Source organism: Nocardioides sp. PD653-B2, assembly GCF_002117935.1.
Taxonomy (GTDB): domain Bacteria; phylum Actinomycetota; class Actinomycetes; order Propionibacteriales; family Nocardioidaceae; genus Nocardioides.
In genome coordinates, this window is sequence record NZ_BDJE01000050.1 from 1 (window position 1) to 17,009 (window position 17,009).

Here is a 17,009-nt window from a genome sequence, read left to right on the forward strand (position 1 = left end):
ACCTATCCGTGCAGCAGACCCGAAGGTGGCAGGACCCCAGTTGACCCAGGTCGTAAGACTGGCGACCCGACCCATGACATGATGACGCCCGACGTCGTAAGAGGAGTCCTGACAAGGTGCACGCGACACACCGCATCTATCGCGTCTGTGGTGTCGAAATCGCCGCCGCAACCCCTGCGTCAGCTGCGCAAGCGGTAGTGGATGCGGCGAAGCGCAACCAAAGCCTTCAGGTGCACTTGTGCAACGCCTACACTCTCTCGCTGGTTGACCGCGATGCCCGACTACGGGCCGCGCTTGCCCATGCTGACCTCAACCTCCCAGATGGGGCACCCGTCGCGTGGATTGGTCGTAAGGAAGGAACCAACGGGCCAGTAAGAGGTCCATCGCTCGTCGCGGACGTCTGCGCCGCCGGGGTTCCTCACGGTCTCGGACACTTCTTCTTGGGCGGTGCGCCAGGGGTCGCGGAGGAGATGGGACGGCGCCTTGCCAACTACTCACCGGGGCTCAGGGTGGTCGGCAACGTCTCCCCACCCTTCCGTCCGCTATCTCCTCCCGAGATCCACGATCTCGCCCGGACCGTAGCCGACTCAGGTGCGAACGTGCTGTGGATCGGACTTGGGACCCCGGTACAGGACTACGCCGTGGCGGAGTTCGCAGGACTCCTTTCGATGCCGATAGTGCCAGTCGGCGCCGCATTCGACTTTTGGTCCGGGAACGTGACCGAGGCACCCGTGTGGCTACACGGAAGTGGATTGGAGTGGACGTACCGCTTGGCGCGAGAACCACGACGCCTGTGGCGACGGTACCTGTTCGGAAACCCCCGTTTCCTCCTGTCGCATCTCAGGCACAAGTAGAGATGACCATGCCCACAACAGTCTGCATCGCGCAGGAGTATGTGCCTGAGTATCGCCGGCCATTCTTCAACGAACTGCGAACGCGACTCGCCGAGGACGGCGTGCGGCTCGTGGTAGCCGCCGGAAATCCCAACAAAGATCAGGCGATGCGCTCGGACGATACAGGGGGATTCGCCGACGTCTTCGTGCGCCAAACGGAAAGGTCCATCGCAGGCCGCAGAGTCACGGTCCGACGACTTCCGCCAGAGACCCGCAACTGCGACCTGCTGATCCTAGAACAGGCACGACGCAACCTGGACGTCTACCGGCTGCTGCTGCCGCGAAAGCTTCAATCACCTCCGCGGACCGCGCTCTGGGGCCACGGACGAGACTTCACCCAATCCCCCAGCGCCCTGGAACGTCGGATCAGCGTGGCGCTCCTTCGGCGCGCTTGGCACTTCTTTGGGTACACCCAAGTCAGTTCCGAAGCGGCCGAGTCCGCCGGTGTGCCGCCGGCCCACATCACCGTCGTGAACAACACCATCGATACGCGGGCACTGAGAGTAGACCTGGCGACAGTGCCGAATGAAGCAGTTGCGGAACTGGCCGACCACCTCGCTCTTGAAGGACGAACCGCCCTGTTCATGGGCGGCTTGGACGAGTCGAAGCGCATCGCCTTTCTCCTCGAGGCCGCTGCCGCGGCGCACCGTATCGACGCTCGCTTCCGGCTTGTCATCGCTGGGGACGGAGCCCTGCGCCCGGCGGTGCAGGAAGCCGCTCGACTTCGGCCGGAACTGATCTATGTCGGTGCCGTGGCGGGCCACAGACGCGCCCTCATGCTGAAGCTGGCGGACGTGGTGGCCATGCCCGGACGGGTCGGGCTGATAGCTGTCGAGTGCCTGGTAGCGGGTACCCCGCTCATTACGACCGCATGGCCATTCCACGCTCCGGAATTCAGCTACTTGGACCCCGGCGTCACCGCGATCATTACGCCGGACGACGTGCAGTCGTACGCCTCGGGGCTCGTCGATATCCTGAACTTGGAGAGCCGACGGGCCGAAATGAAGTTAGCGTGCCTGACGGCATCTCGAGCTTTCAGCGTAGAAGCCATGGCTGCAAACTTCCGGCTCGGCATCCACGCCGCACTCAGCCGAGAAGTATGACAGCTCAAAGACGTGCGCCTTGGGAGCCTCCTCACAATCAACGACAGAACGCAAGGGCGGCATCAACATTGGACGACAAGCTCGACGCAATCGCCATAGCGATCTGTACCTACCGCCGACCCGAGCAACTGGCGCGCACTTTGAAATGTATGGCCAGCCAGATGCAAACCGTTGCGAACCGTGTTGAGCTGATTGTAGTTGACAACGATCCACATAAGTCAGCATATGCGGTCGCCCGAGAGGCGGCGGCCATCTATCTCCCGGAGGAGGCGACCGGAATTGCGCATGCGAGAAATCGCGCACTCACCTATGTTACCGAGTCCACCACGCGCTTCGCGTCGTTGATCTTCTTTGATGACGATCAGACACCCCGTTCAGGATGGCTGCGAGCCTTCGTACGAGCAATGGATATCGATCCAACCTGCGTTTGGACAGGGCCAGTTCGTCCAACCCTGGACTTCGACGTTCCCGAGTGGGCCGCTGAAGGATGGCCATGGAGCCGTCCTGAATACTCAGACACGCAGGTCGTGAATACTGTCGGGAATGGAAATGTGCTTATTCCGCTCTCGCTACTCCGAGAATCACAGGTAGCGTATGCGACGGAGTTCACGTCCATGGGCGAAGACACAGACTTCTTTTGGAACCTCCGCTCCAGCGGCTATCAGGTCCGATACGCCGCATCGGCGATTGCCGACGAAGACGTCCCGCCCACGCGGCGTACCTTGGAATGGGCGTCGGAGCGGGCATACAATTCGGCGCTGGCTTGGACAATGATCGTCCATCGCCGCGAGCGGAGACCTAGGGTTCGCATCGCCATGGCGATCTGCAAGAAGATTGCCGCTTTAGCTGGCGCGATCTTCGTCGGCAGGGGTACGTCGGTTAGACGTGCGCGCAGGTTATGCGACCGCAAGGCCCTGCGGGGGCTACTCGAGGGATTCACCGGGACAAATGACGGACGACGCCGTTAGCGAGTTCCGCGCACGAAGTCCGATAGGCCTTTCGCTGTCCACCAAGCGATGCGCAACCTCCATCGGGACAGCGTGACAACGGCCAACACGGAACTGATGACAATCCCGGCCATCACACTCCACGCGAAGGCAAATCGGCCTCGGGAACCGAGGTGCTTCTCCACAAACCAGCCACGCCGGTAGACGCCGGCGCGAGTCCGCTGTTCGAAGTCCCAGCGCTCAACCGCAGACACGTTGTGAACCAACGTCGCCGCCGGTGTGATCATGAGCGAGCCGTGAAGCGACGCGCGCCAGGAGAAATCCACGTCTTCCATCAAGGCGTATCCAGGCAGGTCATCATCAAAGCGCTCAAGCTCGAAGAGCGACCTACGGAAACTCATGGAACAACCCGATAGCCATTGGACGTTCAATGGCTCATCCGCGTGCGTCACGATGACACTAACACCCGAAGGGAGGACAACCCCTTGCCGGCGACTATCGAGTAGCCCGAGCCGCCACCACAACCGTGGGTTTCTCGTCCCATGGCTTTCAATCAGCCCTCCTGCCCCAATGAGCGAGTCGCCCTGCAAATCAAACAGAGCTCCGAGTTCGGCACAGTATTCCGGGTGCAAGATGACATCATCATCGATGAAGTGCACAATATCGCCCTGAGCGCGTTCAATCCCTAGGTTTCGTTGATGCGGAAGACCTGGCGTTGTGTGCACAAATCGAACCGTGGGGCCCGACTCCGAATCAGCCTCTCGCAGAATTTCGCAGACAGCGGCGCCGCCATCATCGCTCGAGTCGACAACCGTCAAGATCAGCGGTCGAACCGACTGCAGCCCAACAGTGGCTACTGCCCTACGCAAATCATCAGGACGATTCCGCGTGCAAATAATTATTTCGTGCACTAAGGGACTCATTCTATCTTCCTCGGCGTCCGCAAGGCCCGGGTCAGCGATCCACGACATCCCACGACGGTACCAACAGACGCGAATCAGCAGAACTGTGATTTCTGAACCAGGGGCGAGGAGCGATCGTGCGCGGCAAATAACCGTCACCGAGCCGAGCTGACATAAAGGATCCCCACCAAGACAAAGAACTGTTCGACATGATGACGCCTCCGCAACTAGCCATCGCCCCAATGGTATCCCAAGCGTTGCGACTAGGAGCCAGAACCCAATTCTTGGGAAAGGCGTGTGCGAACTCCGCACGGAAGACGTCTTCCGAGTCCGTGAAGACAACTATCCTCGACCATCGGTCCGTGCCCATCAATTCGATACATCTTGCGAAGTACTCCGGCGTTAATACGCCGTGGTGCTCACGAGTCCGAGGATTGTGGTAGTAGTCCCCCAGGCGGACGTGAACAGCAAGGTCATTACGGCTAGCGATACGCGGGGCCATCAATAGGCGCCGTCGAATCATGGGCGCGAGAATGTTGTCCAGCGCCATCGGATATTTTGCGAATTGAAAATATCCCTGCAGCCATGAGCGACGCGACACTGCCCCACTCATGAGGACATCGTCGTCACCAGACTCTTTCAAGAGCCTCGGATTATGTCTCGAGTACGCTAACTTGGTAATGCTCTTGGGGAAATGTCGAATAGGGACACCCGTCGACAGTTCCGCCATTTCGAGCACGCGCGGCGTGTCGACGCCTTGGTCGCCGTTGAACCACGATGCATCGAGCGTGACCTTGAACCCCTCCTGCTCACGCACAGTCAGGGCGCCCGCGAGCTGGAACAGCTGGTTTCCGAGCCCACCTACCAAGCGGATGACGGTCATCGACGCCGACCCCAAGCGCGGGCCGCGACCCTTGCCGCGGCGCGACTCCTACGCCGGAGGGCTCGTCGCGCTCTCACCAGGCGTTCGACAGAGCGCACCTGCCAGGGAGTTCCACGCAACCGGGCGTGGTCCTTGTCGAGAGCGAGGAGGACGGACTGCGGGCCAGCTGCCGTTTCGGGGGTGCAGTATTCCGAGCCCAGCACAAGATCTGGGGGATGATCGATCAGCCAGCCGTTCCAGATGCTCTCGTCGTGCCAGACGGGGACGATTCCAGCATTGAGGTCCTCCTGGACTCTGGCAGCCATTTGCTCGCACGCGTCCAAATAGATCTCTGCACGCCCCCCCTGGACCCCGCCGGCGAAGTACTCGAGCCCACTCCCGACAGGAACGTAGGCTTGCGATGCCGGGTTTCGCTCGTAAGGAAGGCTGTCAGGGGTGGCGCCGACGTACCCCGGGTGCGAGACAGCGAAGATTCCGCGAATTTGGGTCATGTCGAAACTCGCCACGAAGCGCATGTCCACATCCGAATACACCAGAATGTCACACTCCCGCAGAATGTCTTGATGGGCCGCGATGGCGCGGTAACGCAGGAGAGTCGGGTATGGCCAACCGATGTGTCCCCATGGCAACCAGACAATACGTGGGTCGTCGGGCGGACGCCTGTCCGACAAGACGTAGAGCCTGTGCAGACCCGCGACGTGTTCGTGCGCGGACGCTAGAAGTTGATCGACGAACTCGACATACCTCCCAGTTGCGATGACGATCAGACCAACGCGCGTCGTCTCCGAACTCATTCGTTCACCGACAATTTGTCCTGAACCACCTGTCTCAAGATTCGGCGTCTGGCACGTCGACCGAGCGGAAGCCCCATCGCGTCTGCCTCATCCACGAGCCTGCTGAGGGCAAGCCCGCGCACTTCTCGTCCGCTCAACCTGTCCATTCTCGACAATGAGCCCGGCCCATGGCGCGAATATCGAACCAATGGGCTGTCGACAAATGATCCTGAGCCGATGGTCAACAGTTTCAGCCATGCGATGTAGTCATCACAAAAACGAACGCTTGCATCTGTCGGGAACCCACCTACTCTCCGTATCGCGTCCGCTCTCACCAGCGCCGAGCTCGTAATCACAAGGTTCGACCGAGTCAGATCAGACAGCTCTAGCCGATGTCGCGGCCGCGGACCGTGGTGGTAGTTGGGACCATCGACACCTCCGGTCACCATCGTGGCGTCTGTTGAGACCAACACGCAGTCTGCGCTCCGGATCACGTCCAGTTGGCGCTGCAACTTCGTGGGCAGCCACTCGTCATCGTCATCAAGGAAGGCGATGTAGCGGCCCGTCGCCGCGGCGATCCCAAGGTTCCGCAGTGGACCTGGCCGCCCAAACGAGGAAGTGCCAATGATCTGGTCGCGCGCTCGGAGATCTGAGAGAGCATTGCGGTCCTCCACGGCCGAGGCTTCGGGACAGTCCAGAACCACCACGATCTGCGTACTCACCCCTACCTGCCCGCGAACGCTTCGAATCGCGCGCGCGAGCCCGCGACCATCTCCACGCGAAGGAATGATGATCGAGACATCAGCCGTCATGGGTGCCCCCCCTTCAGCGAGGGACGCAACAGGCCGCTCTCCAACCGCCACACCTTGTCGAGCTCCTTGGTCGTTTCCTCGCGATGGGTGACCACCATGACAGCAAGTTCAGGCATCGTTCTGCGGATGTCTTCGAAGATCGCGGCTTCTGCGGTCGGATGCAAGCGGGATGTTGTTTCATCCAAGACCAAGACCTCCGGCGATGTCATCAGTGCACGGGCAACCGCAAGTCGCGTGCGCATGCCTCCAGAGATGTCCCTGCCGAGTTCATCCATCTTGCTTGCGAGCCCCACGGTTGAGTGAAGGAACATCTCCGTGACACCGAGTGAGTTGCATATCTGGTCGAAGTTGACGGGGCGTTCAAGACGCCCACCCCAAGTAAGCATCTCCTCCAGGGTCTCCCCCATGAGATGTATATCCTGCGGGACGATCGCGACGGTCGAGTGAAGGATATCAGGGTCGATCTCGTGAATACTTATGTCGTGAAGATTGATCTGACCTTGTGTGGGTCGCAGTATTCCGCCCAGAAGGTCTATCAACGTCGACTTCCCGCCGCCCGATGGTCCGACAACCCCGACCCACTCGCCCGCAGAAATCGAAAGGGAAAGACCGCGGATTGCGCTGGTCAGGTGGGACCGGTATCGAAACTCAACATTGTCGAATTCTAGAACGGCGCCCGACTGTCGACGCAGAGGAGGATCCGGTCGGCCTTCCTGCAAGGGATGCTGCGCAATAGTGCTGAGTCGGGCATTCCAGCGGTCGACCCAGATTACACCATATTTCGCAATCGCCCAGGCTTGTTGCGCGGCTTGAATCCGTGGAAGGACTCTCAGAATCAATGCCATCACAATCAGACCCGGAAGAATATTTCCGGAGGCAACGGTCTGCACAGCGAGTACGCCGAAAATCATCACCGCCCCCAGCAACTCTACGACGAATCGGCCGCGAATCGGGATGCGGAGATCATGTTTTCGCGATGTTGCTTGCCTATCGTAGGCGGCGTACAGGTCGTTAGCCCACTCGCGTTGTACGGGAGACAGTCGAAGAGTTCGAAGGCCGGACACAAGGATAGCGGTATGCCGGGTAATCTGAGTGGTCCCGTCTGCCAAACTCTTTTGGACGGTCCCTAGACCTCGGCTAGCGTAGCTGTAGGCGCGGGTTATCAGTATGGCAAAGAGAACACATACCAGCGCCCCATAGATTGAAACGAAGAACGCCGTCGCAAACAAGACCAGAGCCGCGGCTCCGGTCGCGAAACCGCGAACACAGGTCGCCGTCGCATTGGCAACTTGGGGCGACTCGGCTAGGACTGCCGACTGAAGTTCATGGCCGGGCTGATCAACAAAGTCCTGCCAATCGCTGCGCAAGATCGCCTTGGAGATGTCATCGCGGAGTTCGCGCTCCAAGTCGACTTGCGCAAGAGCGACTGCAGCCTCACCGCCAGCTCGAATGCCGGCAGACACAGCCAGAGAGAACCCGATCAGTCCAGAGAGGAGGACGGCCTCCGTTCCCTCAAGCTCTGACCGAGTGGCCGCGTAGCCGAGGACAACCAGACTGAACGCTTCGGCCGCGGCCGACAGTACGACTAGCAGGGACGAACTGATGAATCTCGCCCGTTGCCTTCGGACCAGCGGTATGTAGACATGCAGCCAGCCCGGGATAGGCCTCCAGGCGCTCATCCGGGCCCTCGTGCTGCAAGGTTTCCAGTCTCCGCGGATCCTGAGTCGGCCAGGCTCTGCTCGGCGTCGCCTTCTGAATTCCCGATGTCGTCTTTGGAAATGGCGACGACGAGACCGACTGTCATCGCGACCACACTCGGCAACAGTCCGAACTCTGGCCTATAGAATCGCAACGGGTTCTCGAAGGCGAATGTGCACAGCGTGCCAAAAAGGATCGCTCCCCACACCGGGGGCATGGTGGAACGACTCGCTTCGCGGAGCGCCGCGAAGATTCCCAAAGACAAGAACAGAAGGCCGACCATGCCAGCCTCCACCGCGGTCTGCAGAACTTGGTTGTGCGCATAAAATCCTGCGTCGTACCCATCAGGAAATATGCCTTCCCCCCAGACGGGTGACTGATAAATGAGAGCCTTTGCTTCATTCCAACTGACGGCCCGGCCATGAATGAACTGACTCGCTGAGAGGTTCGTCAGTGGGACTAGTGCTGCGGCGAGGCCGAGCCCCACGCCGGCGGCCAATACGGTCCTTGGACCTATCCGCCGCAGCAACGCGTAGCACAGTGCGCCGACCAGCATTACCAATGCTCCTCGCGATCCGGTCAGGAATACCAGATACCCTGCGAGTGCGCATCCAAGGCAGGTCAGGATCGGCCTCGACTTCGAGATGGAGGAGAAGAAGATCACTGCTAGTGCGAAGACTTCTCCTGCCACGTTCGGCTGCGGGAATGTTCCCTGCAGGCGGGGTCCGCTGATGAACCCGCCCGGCCAGTCCAATGTGTCGCTCCAGGTTGGCGCTTCCACCAGGAAGAAGGCGTTGAGCAGGAGGACGGTCACCAGGAGAACGGCAAGGATGGCTGCACCATGTACTAGGTCGAGGCTACTCGCCAACAACATGATCGCCACGAACGCGCTGCCGGCGGCTACAAGCTGAAGCAATTGCGGGATGCTGGAGGAGTGATTGAATACGGCGTTGACGGTCGTCACGAGCGTTGTCAGCCCCATCCAAGCAAGAAGGGCAACCCTCGCCCAGTGCCCCGGGCGCTCACGCTTGAGCGTGACTGCATGAGCGACCGCGAGGATTGAGACGCCAATCAACGCAATTGCCAATCTTTCTTCCCGAAGGATCTGTGCCACTCTGCCGATGCCAGGCAGCGCCACTAATGGCGATTGGCTTGAGCCACGCTGCTCGACGGCCCCCGCGAACACTTGGGCTCCGAAGACAACGAGCAGCAGGATCCATGTCGCGAAGGTCCCTCCACCTCGTTGCGCCGGAAAGGTCGCGTAGAAGTTTCTCGCCAAGGGACTTGCGGCCACGAGAAGTAGGCAAGATGCGCCTGCGGCCAGCGGCACTAGCGACCAGAGGCCGAGAGCCAGTCGAACGACAGTGTCAAGCATGCGCGTCAGCCCTCACACATTCGTCGAATTCGTCGCTCATCAAGGGACCCGGCTGCGGACATGCCTGCTGTCCACGACTTGGTCGAGTCTACTGTCCGGAGGGAGCGACACGAGATGGGATCAAACCGTCGGGAGCAAGCGCGGCGCTAGACACGAGCCAACGGGCCTCGGACCGACCGCGAGCTCGCGCAACCGAGTCTCGGCTCGAGGCACCAGCGGAAGGTAGCGCCGCTCTCCCCGGAAGCATCTCGTCGATGAGAGGAGCCTGGTTGCGCCGCTGCGACCTTCGTGTGCGATCGACCGGCACGACGCTGTCATAGGGTGACGTCATGCTCAGGATCCGACTTCGCGTCGCTGCTAACCGACTCGCGCGACCGGCGTCAGTGTCGGGTCGGATCCGTGCAGATTGCGCACTCCCCGCTCCCAGAGACCCCCAGGCCGAGTCGGTCCAGGGCGAGGGAGTATTCCGGGTTAGCCGTCCGCGCTCGGCCGCCGCGGGCCGGCCGCACAACTGGTCGAGCGGCACCCGCTCCGCTCGAACGGGCTTCGGGACCGGGGCACATCGATGAGACACACAACGCCCAGTGGTGGGGTCCGAACGGACTTGGCGCGCCGCCCTATCTGCGGAAGCCTTGGTTGCCAAGGGCACCGCTCGGAGGATCATGACGGTTGACGGCTGGCAAGTGTCCCGCGTGGCGGTGGTTCACAGCTTCTATTCCTCCAGGGAGCCCAGCGGGGAAAATCGAGCCGTGGAGTACCAAATTGACGCCATGAAACGCGCGCGAATTTCGGTCAGGCTGGTATCGCAGCGGACTGACGACCGCGAGCAGTCACCCGCCTATAGATTCGAGGCCGCGGCCACCGTGGCGACAGGGCTCGGCCGGACGCCCTTGAGGGCACTGCGCGAGTTTGAGCCGGACATCGTGCACGTGCACAATCTCTTCCCCAACTTCGGCCGCCGATGGGTCGAAGACTGGGATGGACCAATCGTGGCGACGCTTCATAATTTCCGCACGGTGTGCGCTGCTGGAACGTTTTATCGCGCCGGTAACATATGCACTCTTTGCGCGGAGAATTCGAATAGCCGATCAGCCGTACGATTCGGTTGCTACCGAGAGAGCCATCTGGCGTCGCTGCCAGTAGCCGCTGGCGTTAGGTTTGACAAGGATCCCCTACTCAGGCGCGCAGACAGAGTAATCGCAGTGAACCAGCGAATCGGAGACTCGGTTGCGCAGTACGCTGGTGTGCCTAGGCGCCGGATAGCGACACTTCCGAACTTTCTACCCAGCCCAGGTCCGCCAGGAGATGGTGGCGATGACTGGTTGTTCGTTGGGCGACTTTCGGCCGAGAAAGGCATCCTCGAGCTGGTACGTCAGTGGCCCCGGGAGCACCGTCTCACAGTCATCGGAGATGGCCCACTGCGGTCGGAAGTTGAGTCGGCTGCCGGGCCGTCAGTCACCATGATCGGCACCCGCCCCGCGAGTGAAGTTGGCGCACGGCTGCGTGATGCCCTGGGGCTGGTGGTCCCATCGAGGTGGTTCGAAGGCTGCCCGCTGGTCTACCTCGAAGCCCTATCGGCCGGAACGCCGGTACTGGCGTGGGACTCGTCCACGGTAGCTGACCTCGTCCAGGAGCAAGGTTCTGGCGCAGTAGTCCGGGACGGTGATCTGAAGGACACGTTGGACGATGCGGCCACGGCGTTCCCGTCGATGCGAACTCAGGCTCGAGCAGCATTCGACGATCACTACACCGAGAGAGTCTGGATGCGCGCGATCGCCGATGTCTACAGCGCCGCCCGCGCGATGAGTCGTTAGCCCGTAGCTTTCGGGAGTCACCACGTGGTTGCCGAACGCGACGAGTCGACAACGACTCGTGAACGTGACTAGGTCGAGGCGGCCACCGAATGATCACGCAGACGGACGTCCCGCCAGTAGTAGTGTCGCCGAGTGCTTCGCAGAGTGTGCGTGAAAGTGGCTCGGGTGGCCGTGCGGCAGGCGATTCGGGCCGAGCCGAGACCCGACATGGTCAGACTTGGTAGCGACTACGGCGGATGGTGGATACCAGCAGAGTTGGTCGACGGCGACTCGATCTGCTATCTAGCCGGCGTCGGTGAGGACGCTACGTTCGATCTCGCCTTGGCGGAGCAGTTCGATTGCGATGTCTGGGCGTTCGATCCCACGCCACGAGCCCTCACTTACGTTCGAGACATCGCAGACCCCCGCTTTCATTTCCTTCCTGTTGGACTCTGGGCCACGGACGAGACACTCCGGTTCTACGCCCCTGACGATCCCTCACACGTCTCCCACTCGGCGACGAACATGCAGAACACGGCAGTTGGCTTCGAGGCACCTTGCCTGGCCGTCTCGTCTCTCATGCGTCAACTTGGTCACTCGCGATTGGACCTTCTCAAGCTGGATATCGAGGGAGCCGAAGTCGCTGTTCTTGCCGATCTGCTCGAGCGCGGACCGCTGCCGCGAGTCCTGTGCGTCGAGTTCGACGCCCCTGAGCCGCCGTGGCGAACCCTCCGGCGCGTCCGGCGACTCCGCACTGCCGGATACCGATGCGTCAAGGCGGAGGATCGCAACTACACCTTCGTCTTGAAGTGAACCCCGCCGTCCATACAAGATTGGTAACGAGTCGGAGCAGGCGACGCGCGAGGACCAGCCATGCTCGCGAAGGATCGGGGCGTTGCCGACCGTCAGCCGTCACCCAGCCCTGGCCGGCACAGCGAGCGCCCAGTCGCCGTCAGATCGCGACGGCAACCTCGGCGATCGAGCCGATCGACGCAACGACCTTGTGGTCCACCGGGTCCGACTTGGGGGCCAGGGTGCGCAGCGTCCACTCGCCGTCGCCGGCGAAGAACCGGAAGTGGCCAGTGGCCGAGGTCGGGACCTCGGCGGTGAACTCGCCGGTCCGGTCGAGCAGCCGCACGTAGGCGTTGCCGACCGGCTGGCCGTCACGCGTGACCTGGCCCTGGACGATGGCTTCCTTCTTGACGTCGATGCCGTCGAGGGAGAGGCCGCCCTCAGTTGCTCCGCACATATTCTTGCTTCCTTTGTTCTGGCTGCGTGTGGTTTCGAGGCTCGGCGCCAGGGCGCCTCACACCTCAACCGCCGGTGGGAGGCGGGTGGCGGCGCTGTTTCGCGCCGCCGCCCGGTGTTGCTGTTGTGTTGCTTCAGTTCCGGGGTTTCGAGGCTCGCTTCGCTCGCACCTCAACCGCCGGTTGGGCGAAGCGGTCAGGCCTGGCCGGGCTCGTCGCCGAGGGCGACCGGTACGCCTACCAGGGAGCCGTACTCGGTCCACGAGCCGTCGTAGTTCTTGACGTTCTTGCGCCCGAGGAGCTCCTGGAGCACGAACCAGGTGAGCGAGGAGCGCTCACCGATCCGGCACAGGGCGATGGTGTCCTTGGTCTCGTCGAAGCCGACCTCGGCGTAGAGGGCCGCGAGCTCCTCGTCGGACTTGAACGTGCCGTCGTCGTTGGCGTTCTTGCTCCACGGGACGTTCACCGAGGTCGGGATGTGGCCGGCGCGCTGCGCCTGTTCCTGCGGGAGGTGGGCCGGCGCGAGCAGGCGCCCGGCGAACTCGTCGGGGCTGCGGACGTCGACGAGGTTCTGCACGCCGATCGCCTCGACGACCTCGTCGCGGAAGGCGCGGATCGAGCGGTCCTGCTCCTGCGCGGTGTACGACGTCGCCTCGCGGGTCGGCAGCTCGTTGGTCAGCTCGCGGGAGTCGAGCTCCCACTTCTTGCGGCCGCCGTCGAGCAGCTTCACGTCCTGGTGGCCGTAGAGCTTGAAGTACCAGTAGGCGTAGGCCGCGAACCAGTTGTTGTTGCCGCCGTAGAGGACGACCGTGTTGTCGTTGGCGACGCCGCGGCCCGAGAGGAGCTCCTCGAACTGCGCCTTGTTGACGAAGTCGCGACGGACCTGGTCCTGCAGGTCGGTCGTCCAGTCGAGCTTGATGGCGCCCTTGATGTGGCCCTTGTCGTAGGCCGTCGTGTCCTCATCGACCTCGATCAGCACCACCTTCGGGTCATCCAGGTGGTCCTCCACCCACTGGGCGGTGACGAGGGAGTCTTCGCGAGTCATGGTTCTACCTTTCTTGTGCAGCTTGTGCTGCGGGGTTCTTGGGTGTGTGGCTTGAGTTGTCTGTTGGGGGTCTCGATACGCTCGCTGACGCTCGCTACTCGACCACCGACGCGGGTTCGGCCTCTACTACTCGACCACCGACGAAGGCTCGGACTTGGCTGCTCGAGCGCCGGGTTCGGTTTCCGCTGCTCGAACTTCGAGTGCGGGAAGCGGTGGTTTCGAGGCTCGCTTCGCCCGCACCTCAACCGCCGATCCGCTTGAGGAGCAGGTACATCTCGCAGCCGAGGCAGAAGCGGAAGATCGCGTTGAGCAGCGCCGCGACCAGCGCGAACCCGGTCGCGACCAGCCCGACGACGTCGACGCCGACCAGGAAGCCCGCGAGCCCGACCAGTGCGAACACCAGACCCACCGACTGCGCGAACCGTGGCGGCGCCGGGTCCTCGAGCTCGGCGGGCGCCGAGAGGCGCGGCCGGACCAGGGTGCGGAAGAGCCACGAGTACGGCGTGCGCTGGACGCCACGGGTGGCGCCGAGCGCGAACAGGGCGGCCTGGACGGCGAGCAGCGCGACGCCGACCGGTCCCGGCGCCAGGAGCAGCACTGCGATCAGCACGACCGACGTCAGGGCCGCGGCGAACTGCGGGCCCCGTGGGTCGATGGCGGCAGGCGTGCGGGTGGCGGCCTGCGGGCCGGGGGTGATGGTCGTGGACATGTCTCTCCTGCGCGGACGATGCGGATGCCTGACTGCGGCCGGGTACGTCGCGCTCGCCGTACGGCGAGACTCCAGATCCTGAGTTTAGTCTACCAACTCAGTTGGATTAAAGGAGAAGAGCGCAGCGGTCCCGGGTTCAGGACATTCGACACAGGGACGAGCGCACGCGGCAGTGGTCCACTGCACGTCGCTTGGTCAACCAGGTCGAGGACATGACGATCAGAGTAGGCAGTCGCTTCGCCCGCGTGGAAACGCGAATCTCATTCTGCGAGACAGGCATCCACGATATGGACACTATGCGCTCCCGAGCGCGCTGAGGACCTGCTCCTTGCGCGGTGCACCCGCGGCCCGGGTGACCTCGCGGCCGCTCGCGTCGAGGACGAGGGTCGTCGGCGTGCGCAGGATGCCGAGCCGCCGGACGAGGTCGAGGTGGTGCTCTGCGTCGACCTCGAGATGCTCGACCCCCGGCACCAGCTCGGCCACCTCGGACAGCGTCCGGCGGGTGACCCGGCACGGGGCGCAGAAGGCGGACGAGAACTGCAGGAGGGTGGCCTTGTCGCCGAGGGTGGCTTCGGGAACTGCTGCGACGACGTGCGACCAGAGGTCACTTGTGGGCTCGGCGGGTGTCGACACGCTCAGGCCCTCAGCGGGCGTTCGCTGCTCCACCGGGAGACGGTGGGTGCCGCGGAACCGGCCGTCGGTCAGCAGCCGGTAACCACCGAATGCGAGGGCGGCCACCACCGCGACGACCACTACCCAGGCTCCGGTGCTCACACCATCCCAACCCAGGCTCCGGCCAGGACATTCCTCGCCGGAGTTGTCACGCGTCCGCTCTGCTGACGAAGCCCAGGAACACACCGATACGATGCTCCGACCATGGGCATGACTTCTGGGCCGACAGCCCTCATCACGGGCGTCGCCGGCCAGGACGGGGTCTACCTCGCCCGCCACCTCGTCGACCTGGGATACCGGGTGGTCGGCACCGTGCGACCGACCCGGGGCGCGGCCGACCGCACGGGTTACCTGGCCGACGTCGACGTCGTCGAGCTCGACCAGCTGGACAGTGAAGGGTTTGCCTCGACTCTCGAGGACGTCCGACCTGACGAGATCTACAACCTCGCGGGGTTCACGTCGGTCGGTGCCAGCTGGGGTCATGCCGAAGTCGTGGCCGAGACCAACGGGATGGCGGTGCTTCGCATCCTCGAGGAGCTCATCCGTTACCGCGACCGGCACGGCGCGGCTCCCCGCTACTTCCAGCCTTCGAGCTCGGAGATGTTCGGCGTCACCGATCAACAACCCCAGACCGAGGGCACGCCTCACCACCCGCGCAGCCCCTACGCAGCCACCAAGAGCTTCGCCCATCACCTGACGGTCAACTACCGCGAGTCGTACGAGCTGTTCACGACCACCGGCACCCTCTACAACCATGAGAGCCCGCTACGCGGCCCGCAGTTCGTGACCCGGAAGATCACCCGATCAGTCGCCGAGATCGCCCTTGGCCTTCGCACCACCTTGAGCCTGGGCAACCTCGACGTTCGTCGCGACTGGGGCTTCGCCGCCGACTACGCCCGGGCCATGCACCTGATGCTCCAGCTCGACGAACCGCAGGACTTCATCATCGCCACGGGTCAGTCTCGACCTCTCTCCGAGGTGTTGCGGGTGGCGTTCGACGCCATCGGGATCTCGGACCCCGGAGCCCATGTCCACCAGGATCCCGCCCTGATGCGGCCGGCCGATGTCGTCGACCTCTACGGCGACCCGACCAAGGCACGGGAGCAGCTCGGATGGGAGCCCACTCTCGATTTCGAGGCGGTCATCGAGCACATGGTGCGCATCGATGTCGAGCGGCTCCGCTCCGGCGTCGAAGAGGCGCCTGCCTATCTCTTCCCCGCACCTGATAGGGCACGTCGCCGGAGTGCAGCAGGTCACAGCAGCCCCACGGATCGCAGCGCAACCGGCTGATCTCGTCTCCCACCGAGTAGCCGCAGCGGCGGGGTCACTTCAGGGCGACGGACGCCACCCGGCGCACGAAGGCCGTCGTAGATCTGCCTGGCTCCATGACAGCAGATCCCCCACGGTCGGGTACGACGGCGCGGCCTTGCGGCGTCTGAGAGCGTTCTCCCCGTGAGCTATCGGCTATCGAGACGGCACCTGGCGATCCTGCTCGCCATCTACTCCGCGATCCTCGCCGTGGCGCTCCTCGCTCCCACCTCGGGTACCCAGTCGGAGGGCGCGTCCTGGCTCGGCGACCTCACCACGTCGGTGGGCGTGCCCGACCGGTTCACGATCCAGCCACGGATCGAGTTCCTCTCCAATGCGTTGATCCTGATGCCGGTCTCGGCCCTAGGCTCCCTCCTCTGGGCGCGCACGACGTGGCGCGACTGGACTGCCTACGCGTTCGTGATAGCGGGGTTCGTCGAGGTCGTCCAGGGGTTGCTGCTGCCCGAGCGGACGGCGAGCTTCGCCGACGTCTCCGCCAACACCCTCGGCGGCCTCGGCGGAGCACTCGTTGTGGCTGTGGTCAGGCTGCGAGGCTGAGGGGTTTCGAGACAGGCGCTGCGGGTGGTTTCAGCCGGTGAGTGCAACGCCGGGTGGATTGTCGTGTGGTGAGAGTAGGGCGTCGAGGGCTTCGGCGGGGGTGTGCCATTCGAGGGTCTTGCGGGGGCGGTTGTTCATCTCGCGGGCTACCTGGTCGAGGATCCCGGGTCCCCACAGGGAGAGGTCGGTGCCTTTGGGGAAGTACTGGCGCAGCAGACCGTTGGTGTTCTCGTTGGTGCCGCGTTGCCAGGGCGAGCCGGGGTCGGCGAAGTAGATGTCCAGGCCGGTAGC

18 protein-coding genes are annotated in these 17,009 nt (G+C 63.0%); 7 read left to right on the forward strand and 11 right to left on the reverse strand.

From position 1 onward, the window contains the following. Nucleotides 1-230 precede the first annotated feature (230 nt). The 3 genes from PD653B2_RS26090 to PD653B2_RS20710 all read left to right on the forward strand — a co-directional run bounded on the left by PD653B2_RS26090 (nt 231) and on the right by PD653B2_RS20710 (nt 2,964). Nucleotides 231-854, forward strand: a complete 624-nt coding sequence (locus tag PD653B2_RS26090) for a WecB/TagA/CpsF family glycosyltransferase (protein WP_414689174.1) — start codon at nt 231-233, stop codon at nt 852-854. Nucleotides 855-856: 2 nt separating this feature from the next. Continuing rightward, nucleotides 857-1,996 (forward strand): glycosyltransferase family 4 protein, encoded by a 1,140-nt coding sequence (locus tag PD653B2_RS20705; protein ID WP_085874314.1) that lies wholly within the window; start codon nt 857-859, stop codon nt 1,994-1,996. A 68-nt stretch (nt 1,997-2,064) separates the two neighbouring features. Continuing rightward, entirely contained in the window at nt 2,065-2,964 is a 900-nt protein-coding gene (locus PD653B2_RS20710) for a glycosyltransferase family 2 protein (protein WP_165763568.1), read from the forward strand. On the opposite strand, the gene PD653B2_RS20715 is transcribed toward PD653B2_RS20710, so the two are convergent. Genes PD653B2_RS20715 through PD653B2_RS20740 form a run of 6 tightly spaced genes read right to left on the reverse strand, consistent with a single transcriptional unit; the run spans nt 2,961 to nt 9,305 of the window. Beyond that, nucleotides 2,961-3,914 carry a glycosyltransferase gene (locus PD653B2_RS20715; RefSeq protein ID WP_085874316.1) on the reverse strand — a complete coding sequence of 318 codons (954 nt, stop codon included), beginning with the start codon at nt 3,912-3,914 and terminating at the stop codon, nt 2,961-2,963. The two genes, PD653B2_RS20710 and PD653B2_RS20715, sit on opposite strands and share 4 nt — an antisense overlap. Next, nucleotides 3,898-4,728 (reverse strand): alpha-1,2-fucosyltransferase, encoded by an 831-nt coding sequence (locus tag PD653B2_RS20720; protein ID WP_133059117.1) that lies wholly within the window; start codon nt 4,726-4,728, stop codon nt 3,898-3,900. The genes PD653B2_RS20715 and PD653B2_RS20720 overlap by 17 nt, the downstream gene beginning before the upstream one ends. Beyond that, the gene (locus PD653B2_RS26095; RefSeq protein ID WP_085874318.1) at nt 4,725-5,522 is read right to left on the reverse strand and encodes a hypothetical protein; all 798 of its coding nucleotides are present in this window, start codon (nt 5,520-5,522) and stop codon (nt 4,725-4,727) included. The genes PD653B2_RS20720 and PD653B2_RS26095 overlap by 4 nt, the downstream gene beginning before the upstream one ends. Further along, nucleotides 5,519-6,313, reverse strand: coding sequence for a glycosyltransferase family 2 protein (locus tag PD653B2_RS20730; protein WP_085874319.1), 795 nt, complete (start codon nt 6,311-6,313; stop codon nt 5,519-5,521). Before PD653B2_RS20730 ends, PD653B2_RS26095 begins: the two co-directional genes overlap by 4 nt. Further along, on the reverse strand, nt 6,310-7,992 hold the full coding sequence (locus PD653B2_RS20735) for an ATP-binding cassette domain-containing protein (protein WP_085874320.1): 1,683 nt from the start codon (nt 7,990-7,992) through the stop codon (nt 6,310-6,312). The genes PD653B2_RS20730 and PD653B2_RS20735 overlap by 4 nt, the downstream gene beginning before the upstream one ends. Continuing rightward, nucleotides 7,989-9,305, reverse strand: a complete 1,317-nt coding sequence (locus PD653B2_RS20740) for an O-antigen ligase family protein (protein WP_165763569.1) — start codon at nt 9,303-9,305, stop codon at nt 7,989-7,991. The genes PD653B2_RS20735 and PD653B2_RS20740 overlap by 4 nt, the downstream gene beginning before the upstream one ends. Before the next feature lie 743 nt (nt 9,306-10,048). Here PD653B2_RS20740 and PD653B2_RS20745 point away from each other — a divergent pair. Both PD653B2_RS20745 and PD653B2_RS20750 read left to right on the forward strand, forming a co-directional pair. Further along, complete coding sequence (locus tag PD653B2_RS20745) at nt 10,049-11,200, forward strand: glycosyltransferase (RefSeq protein WP_085874322.1); 1,152 nt, start codon at nt 10,049-10,051, stop codon at nt 11,198-11,200. A gap of 165 nt (nt 11,201-11,365) precedes the next feature. Next, nucleotides 11,366-11,992, forward strand: a complete 627-nt coding sequence (locus tag PD653B2_RS20750) for an FkbM family methyltransferase (protein ID WP_085874323.1) — start codon at nt 11,366-11,368, stop codon at nt 11,990-11,992. A gap of 139 nt (nt 11,993-12,131) precedes the next feature. Here the strand turns inward: PD653B2_RS20750 and PD653B2_RS20755 are convergent, their stop codons facing one another. From PD653B2_RS20755 to PD653B2_RS20770, 4 genes are all read right to left on the reverse strand, one after another. Beyond that, nucleotides 12,132-12,428 (reverse strand): DUF1416 domain-containing protein, encoded by a 297-nt coding sequence (locus PD653B2_RS20755; protein WP_085874324.1) that lies wholly within the window; start codon nt 12,426-12,428, stop codon nt 12,132-12,134. Between the two features lie 194 nt (nt 12,429-12,622). Next, nucleotides 12,623-13,471 carry a sulfurtransferase gene (locus PD653B2_RS20760; protein ID WP_085874325.1) on the reverse strand — a complete coding sequence of 283 codons (849 nt, stop codon included), beginning with the start codon at nt 13,469-13,471 and terminating at the stop codon, nt 12,623-12,625. A gap of 241 nt (nt 13,472-13,712) precedes the next feature. Further along, complete coding sequence (locus PD653B2_RS20765) at nt 13,713-14,180, reverse strand: DUF4395 domain-containing protein (protein WP_085874326.1); 468 nt, start codon at nt 14,178-14,180, stop codon at nt 13,713-13,715. A 294-nt stretch (nt 14,181-14,474) separates the two neighbouring features. After that, a complete protein-coding gene (locus PD653B2_RS20770) occupies nt 14,475-14,954 on the reverse strand; it encodes a thioredoxin family protein (RefSeq protein WP_085874327.1) in 480 nt (159 codons plus the stop codon). Nucleotides 14,955-15,056: 102 nt separating this feature from the next. Between PD653B2_RS20770 and PD653B2_RS20775 the strand changes: the two genes are divergently transcribed. Together PD653B2_RS20775 and PD653B2_RS20780 are read left to right on the forward strand one after the other, a co-directional pair. After that, nucleotides 15,057-16,142: a GDP-mannose 4,6-dehydratase gene (locus PD653B2_RS20775; protein WP_207559536.1), complete on the forward strand. Its 1,086-nt coding sequence runs from the start codon at nt 15,057-15,059 to the stop codon at nt 16,140-16,142. Between the two features lie 162 nt (nt 16,143-16,304). Then, a complete protein-coding gene (locus tag PD653B2_RS20780; protein ID WP_165763570.1) occupies nt 16,305-16,718 on the forward strand; it encodes a VanZ family protein in 414 nt (137 codons plus the stop codon). Between the two features lie 30 nt (nt 16,719-16,748). On the opposite strand, the gene PD653B2_RS20785 is transcribed toward PD653B2_RS20780, so the two are convergent. Beyond that, nucleotides 16,749-17,009 (reverse strand): IS30 family transposase (locus tag PD653B2_RS20785; protein ID WP_123061259.1); only part of this gene is annotated, 261 nt, incomplete at its 5' end.

Coding starts and splice junctions, on each gene's coding strand:
- PD653B2_RS20755 (WP_085874324.1), bottom strand. CDS start 12,428: ATGTGCGGAGCAACTGAGGGCGGCCTCTCCCTCGACGGCATCGACGTC.
- PD653B2_RS20705 (WP_085874314.1), top strand. CDS start 857: ATGACCATGCCCACAACAGTCTGCATCGCGCAGGAGTATGTGCCTGAG.
- PD653B2_RS20760 (WP_085874325.1), bottom strand. CDS start 13,471: ATGACTCGCGAAGACTCCCTCGTCACCGCCCAGTGGGTGGAGGACCAC.
- PD653B2_RS20715 (WP_085874316.1), bottom strand. CDS start 3,914: ATGTCGTGGATCGCTGACCCGGGCCTTGCGGACGCCGAGGAAGATAGA.
- PD653B2_RS26095 (WP_085874318.1), bottom strand. CDS start 5,522: ATGAGTTCGGAGACGACGCGCGTTGGTCTGATCGTCATCGCAACTGGG.
- PD653B2_RS20775 (WP_207559536.1), top strand. CDS start 15,057: ATGGGCATGACTTCTGGGCCGACAGCCCTCATCACGGGCGTCGCCGGC.
- PD653B2_RS20735 (WP_085874320.1), bottom strand. CDS start 7,992: ATGAGCGCCTGGAGGCCTATCCCGGGCTGGCTGCATGTCTACATACCG.
- PD653B2_RS20730 (WP_085874319.1), bottom strand. CDS start 6,313: ATGACGGCTGATGTCTCGATCATCATTCCTTCGCGTGGAGATGGTCGC.
- PD653B2_RS20745 (WP_085874322.1), top strand. CDS start 10,049: ATGACGGTTGACGGCTGGCAAGTGTCCCGCGTGGCGGTGGTTCACAGC.
- PD653B2_RS20765 (WP_085874326.1), bottom strand. CDS start 14,180: ATGTCCACGACCATCACCCCCGGCCCGCAGGCCGCCACCCGCACGCCT.
- PD653B2_RS20720 (WP_133059117.1), bottom strand. CDS start 4,728: ATGACCGTCATCCGCTTGGTAGGTGGGCTCGGAAACCAGCTGTTCCAG.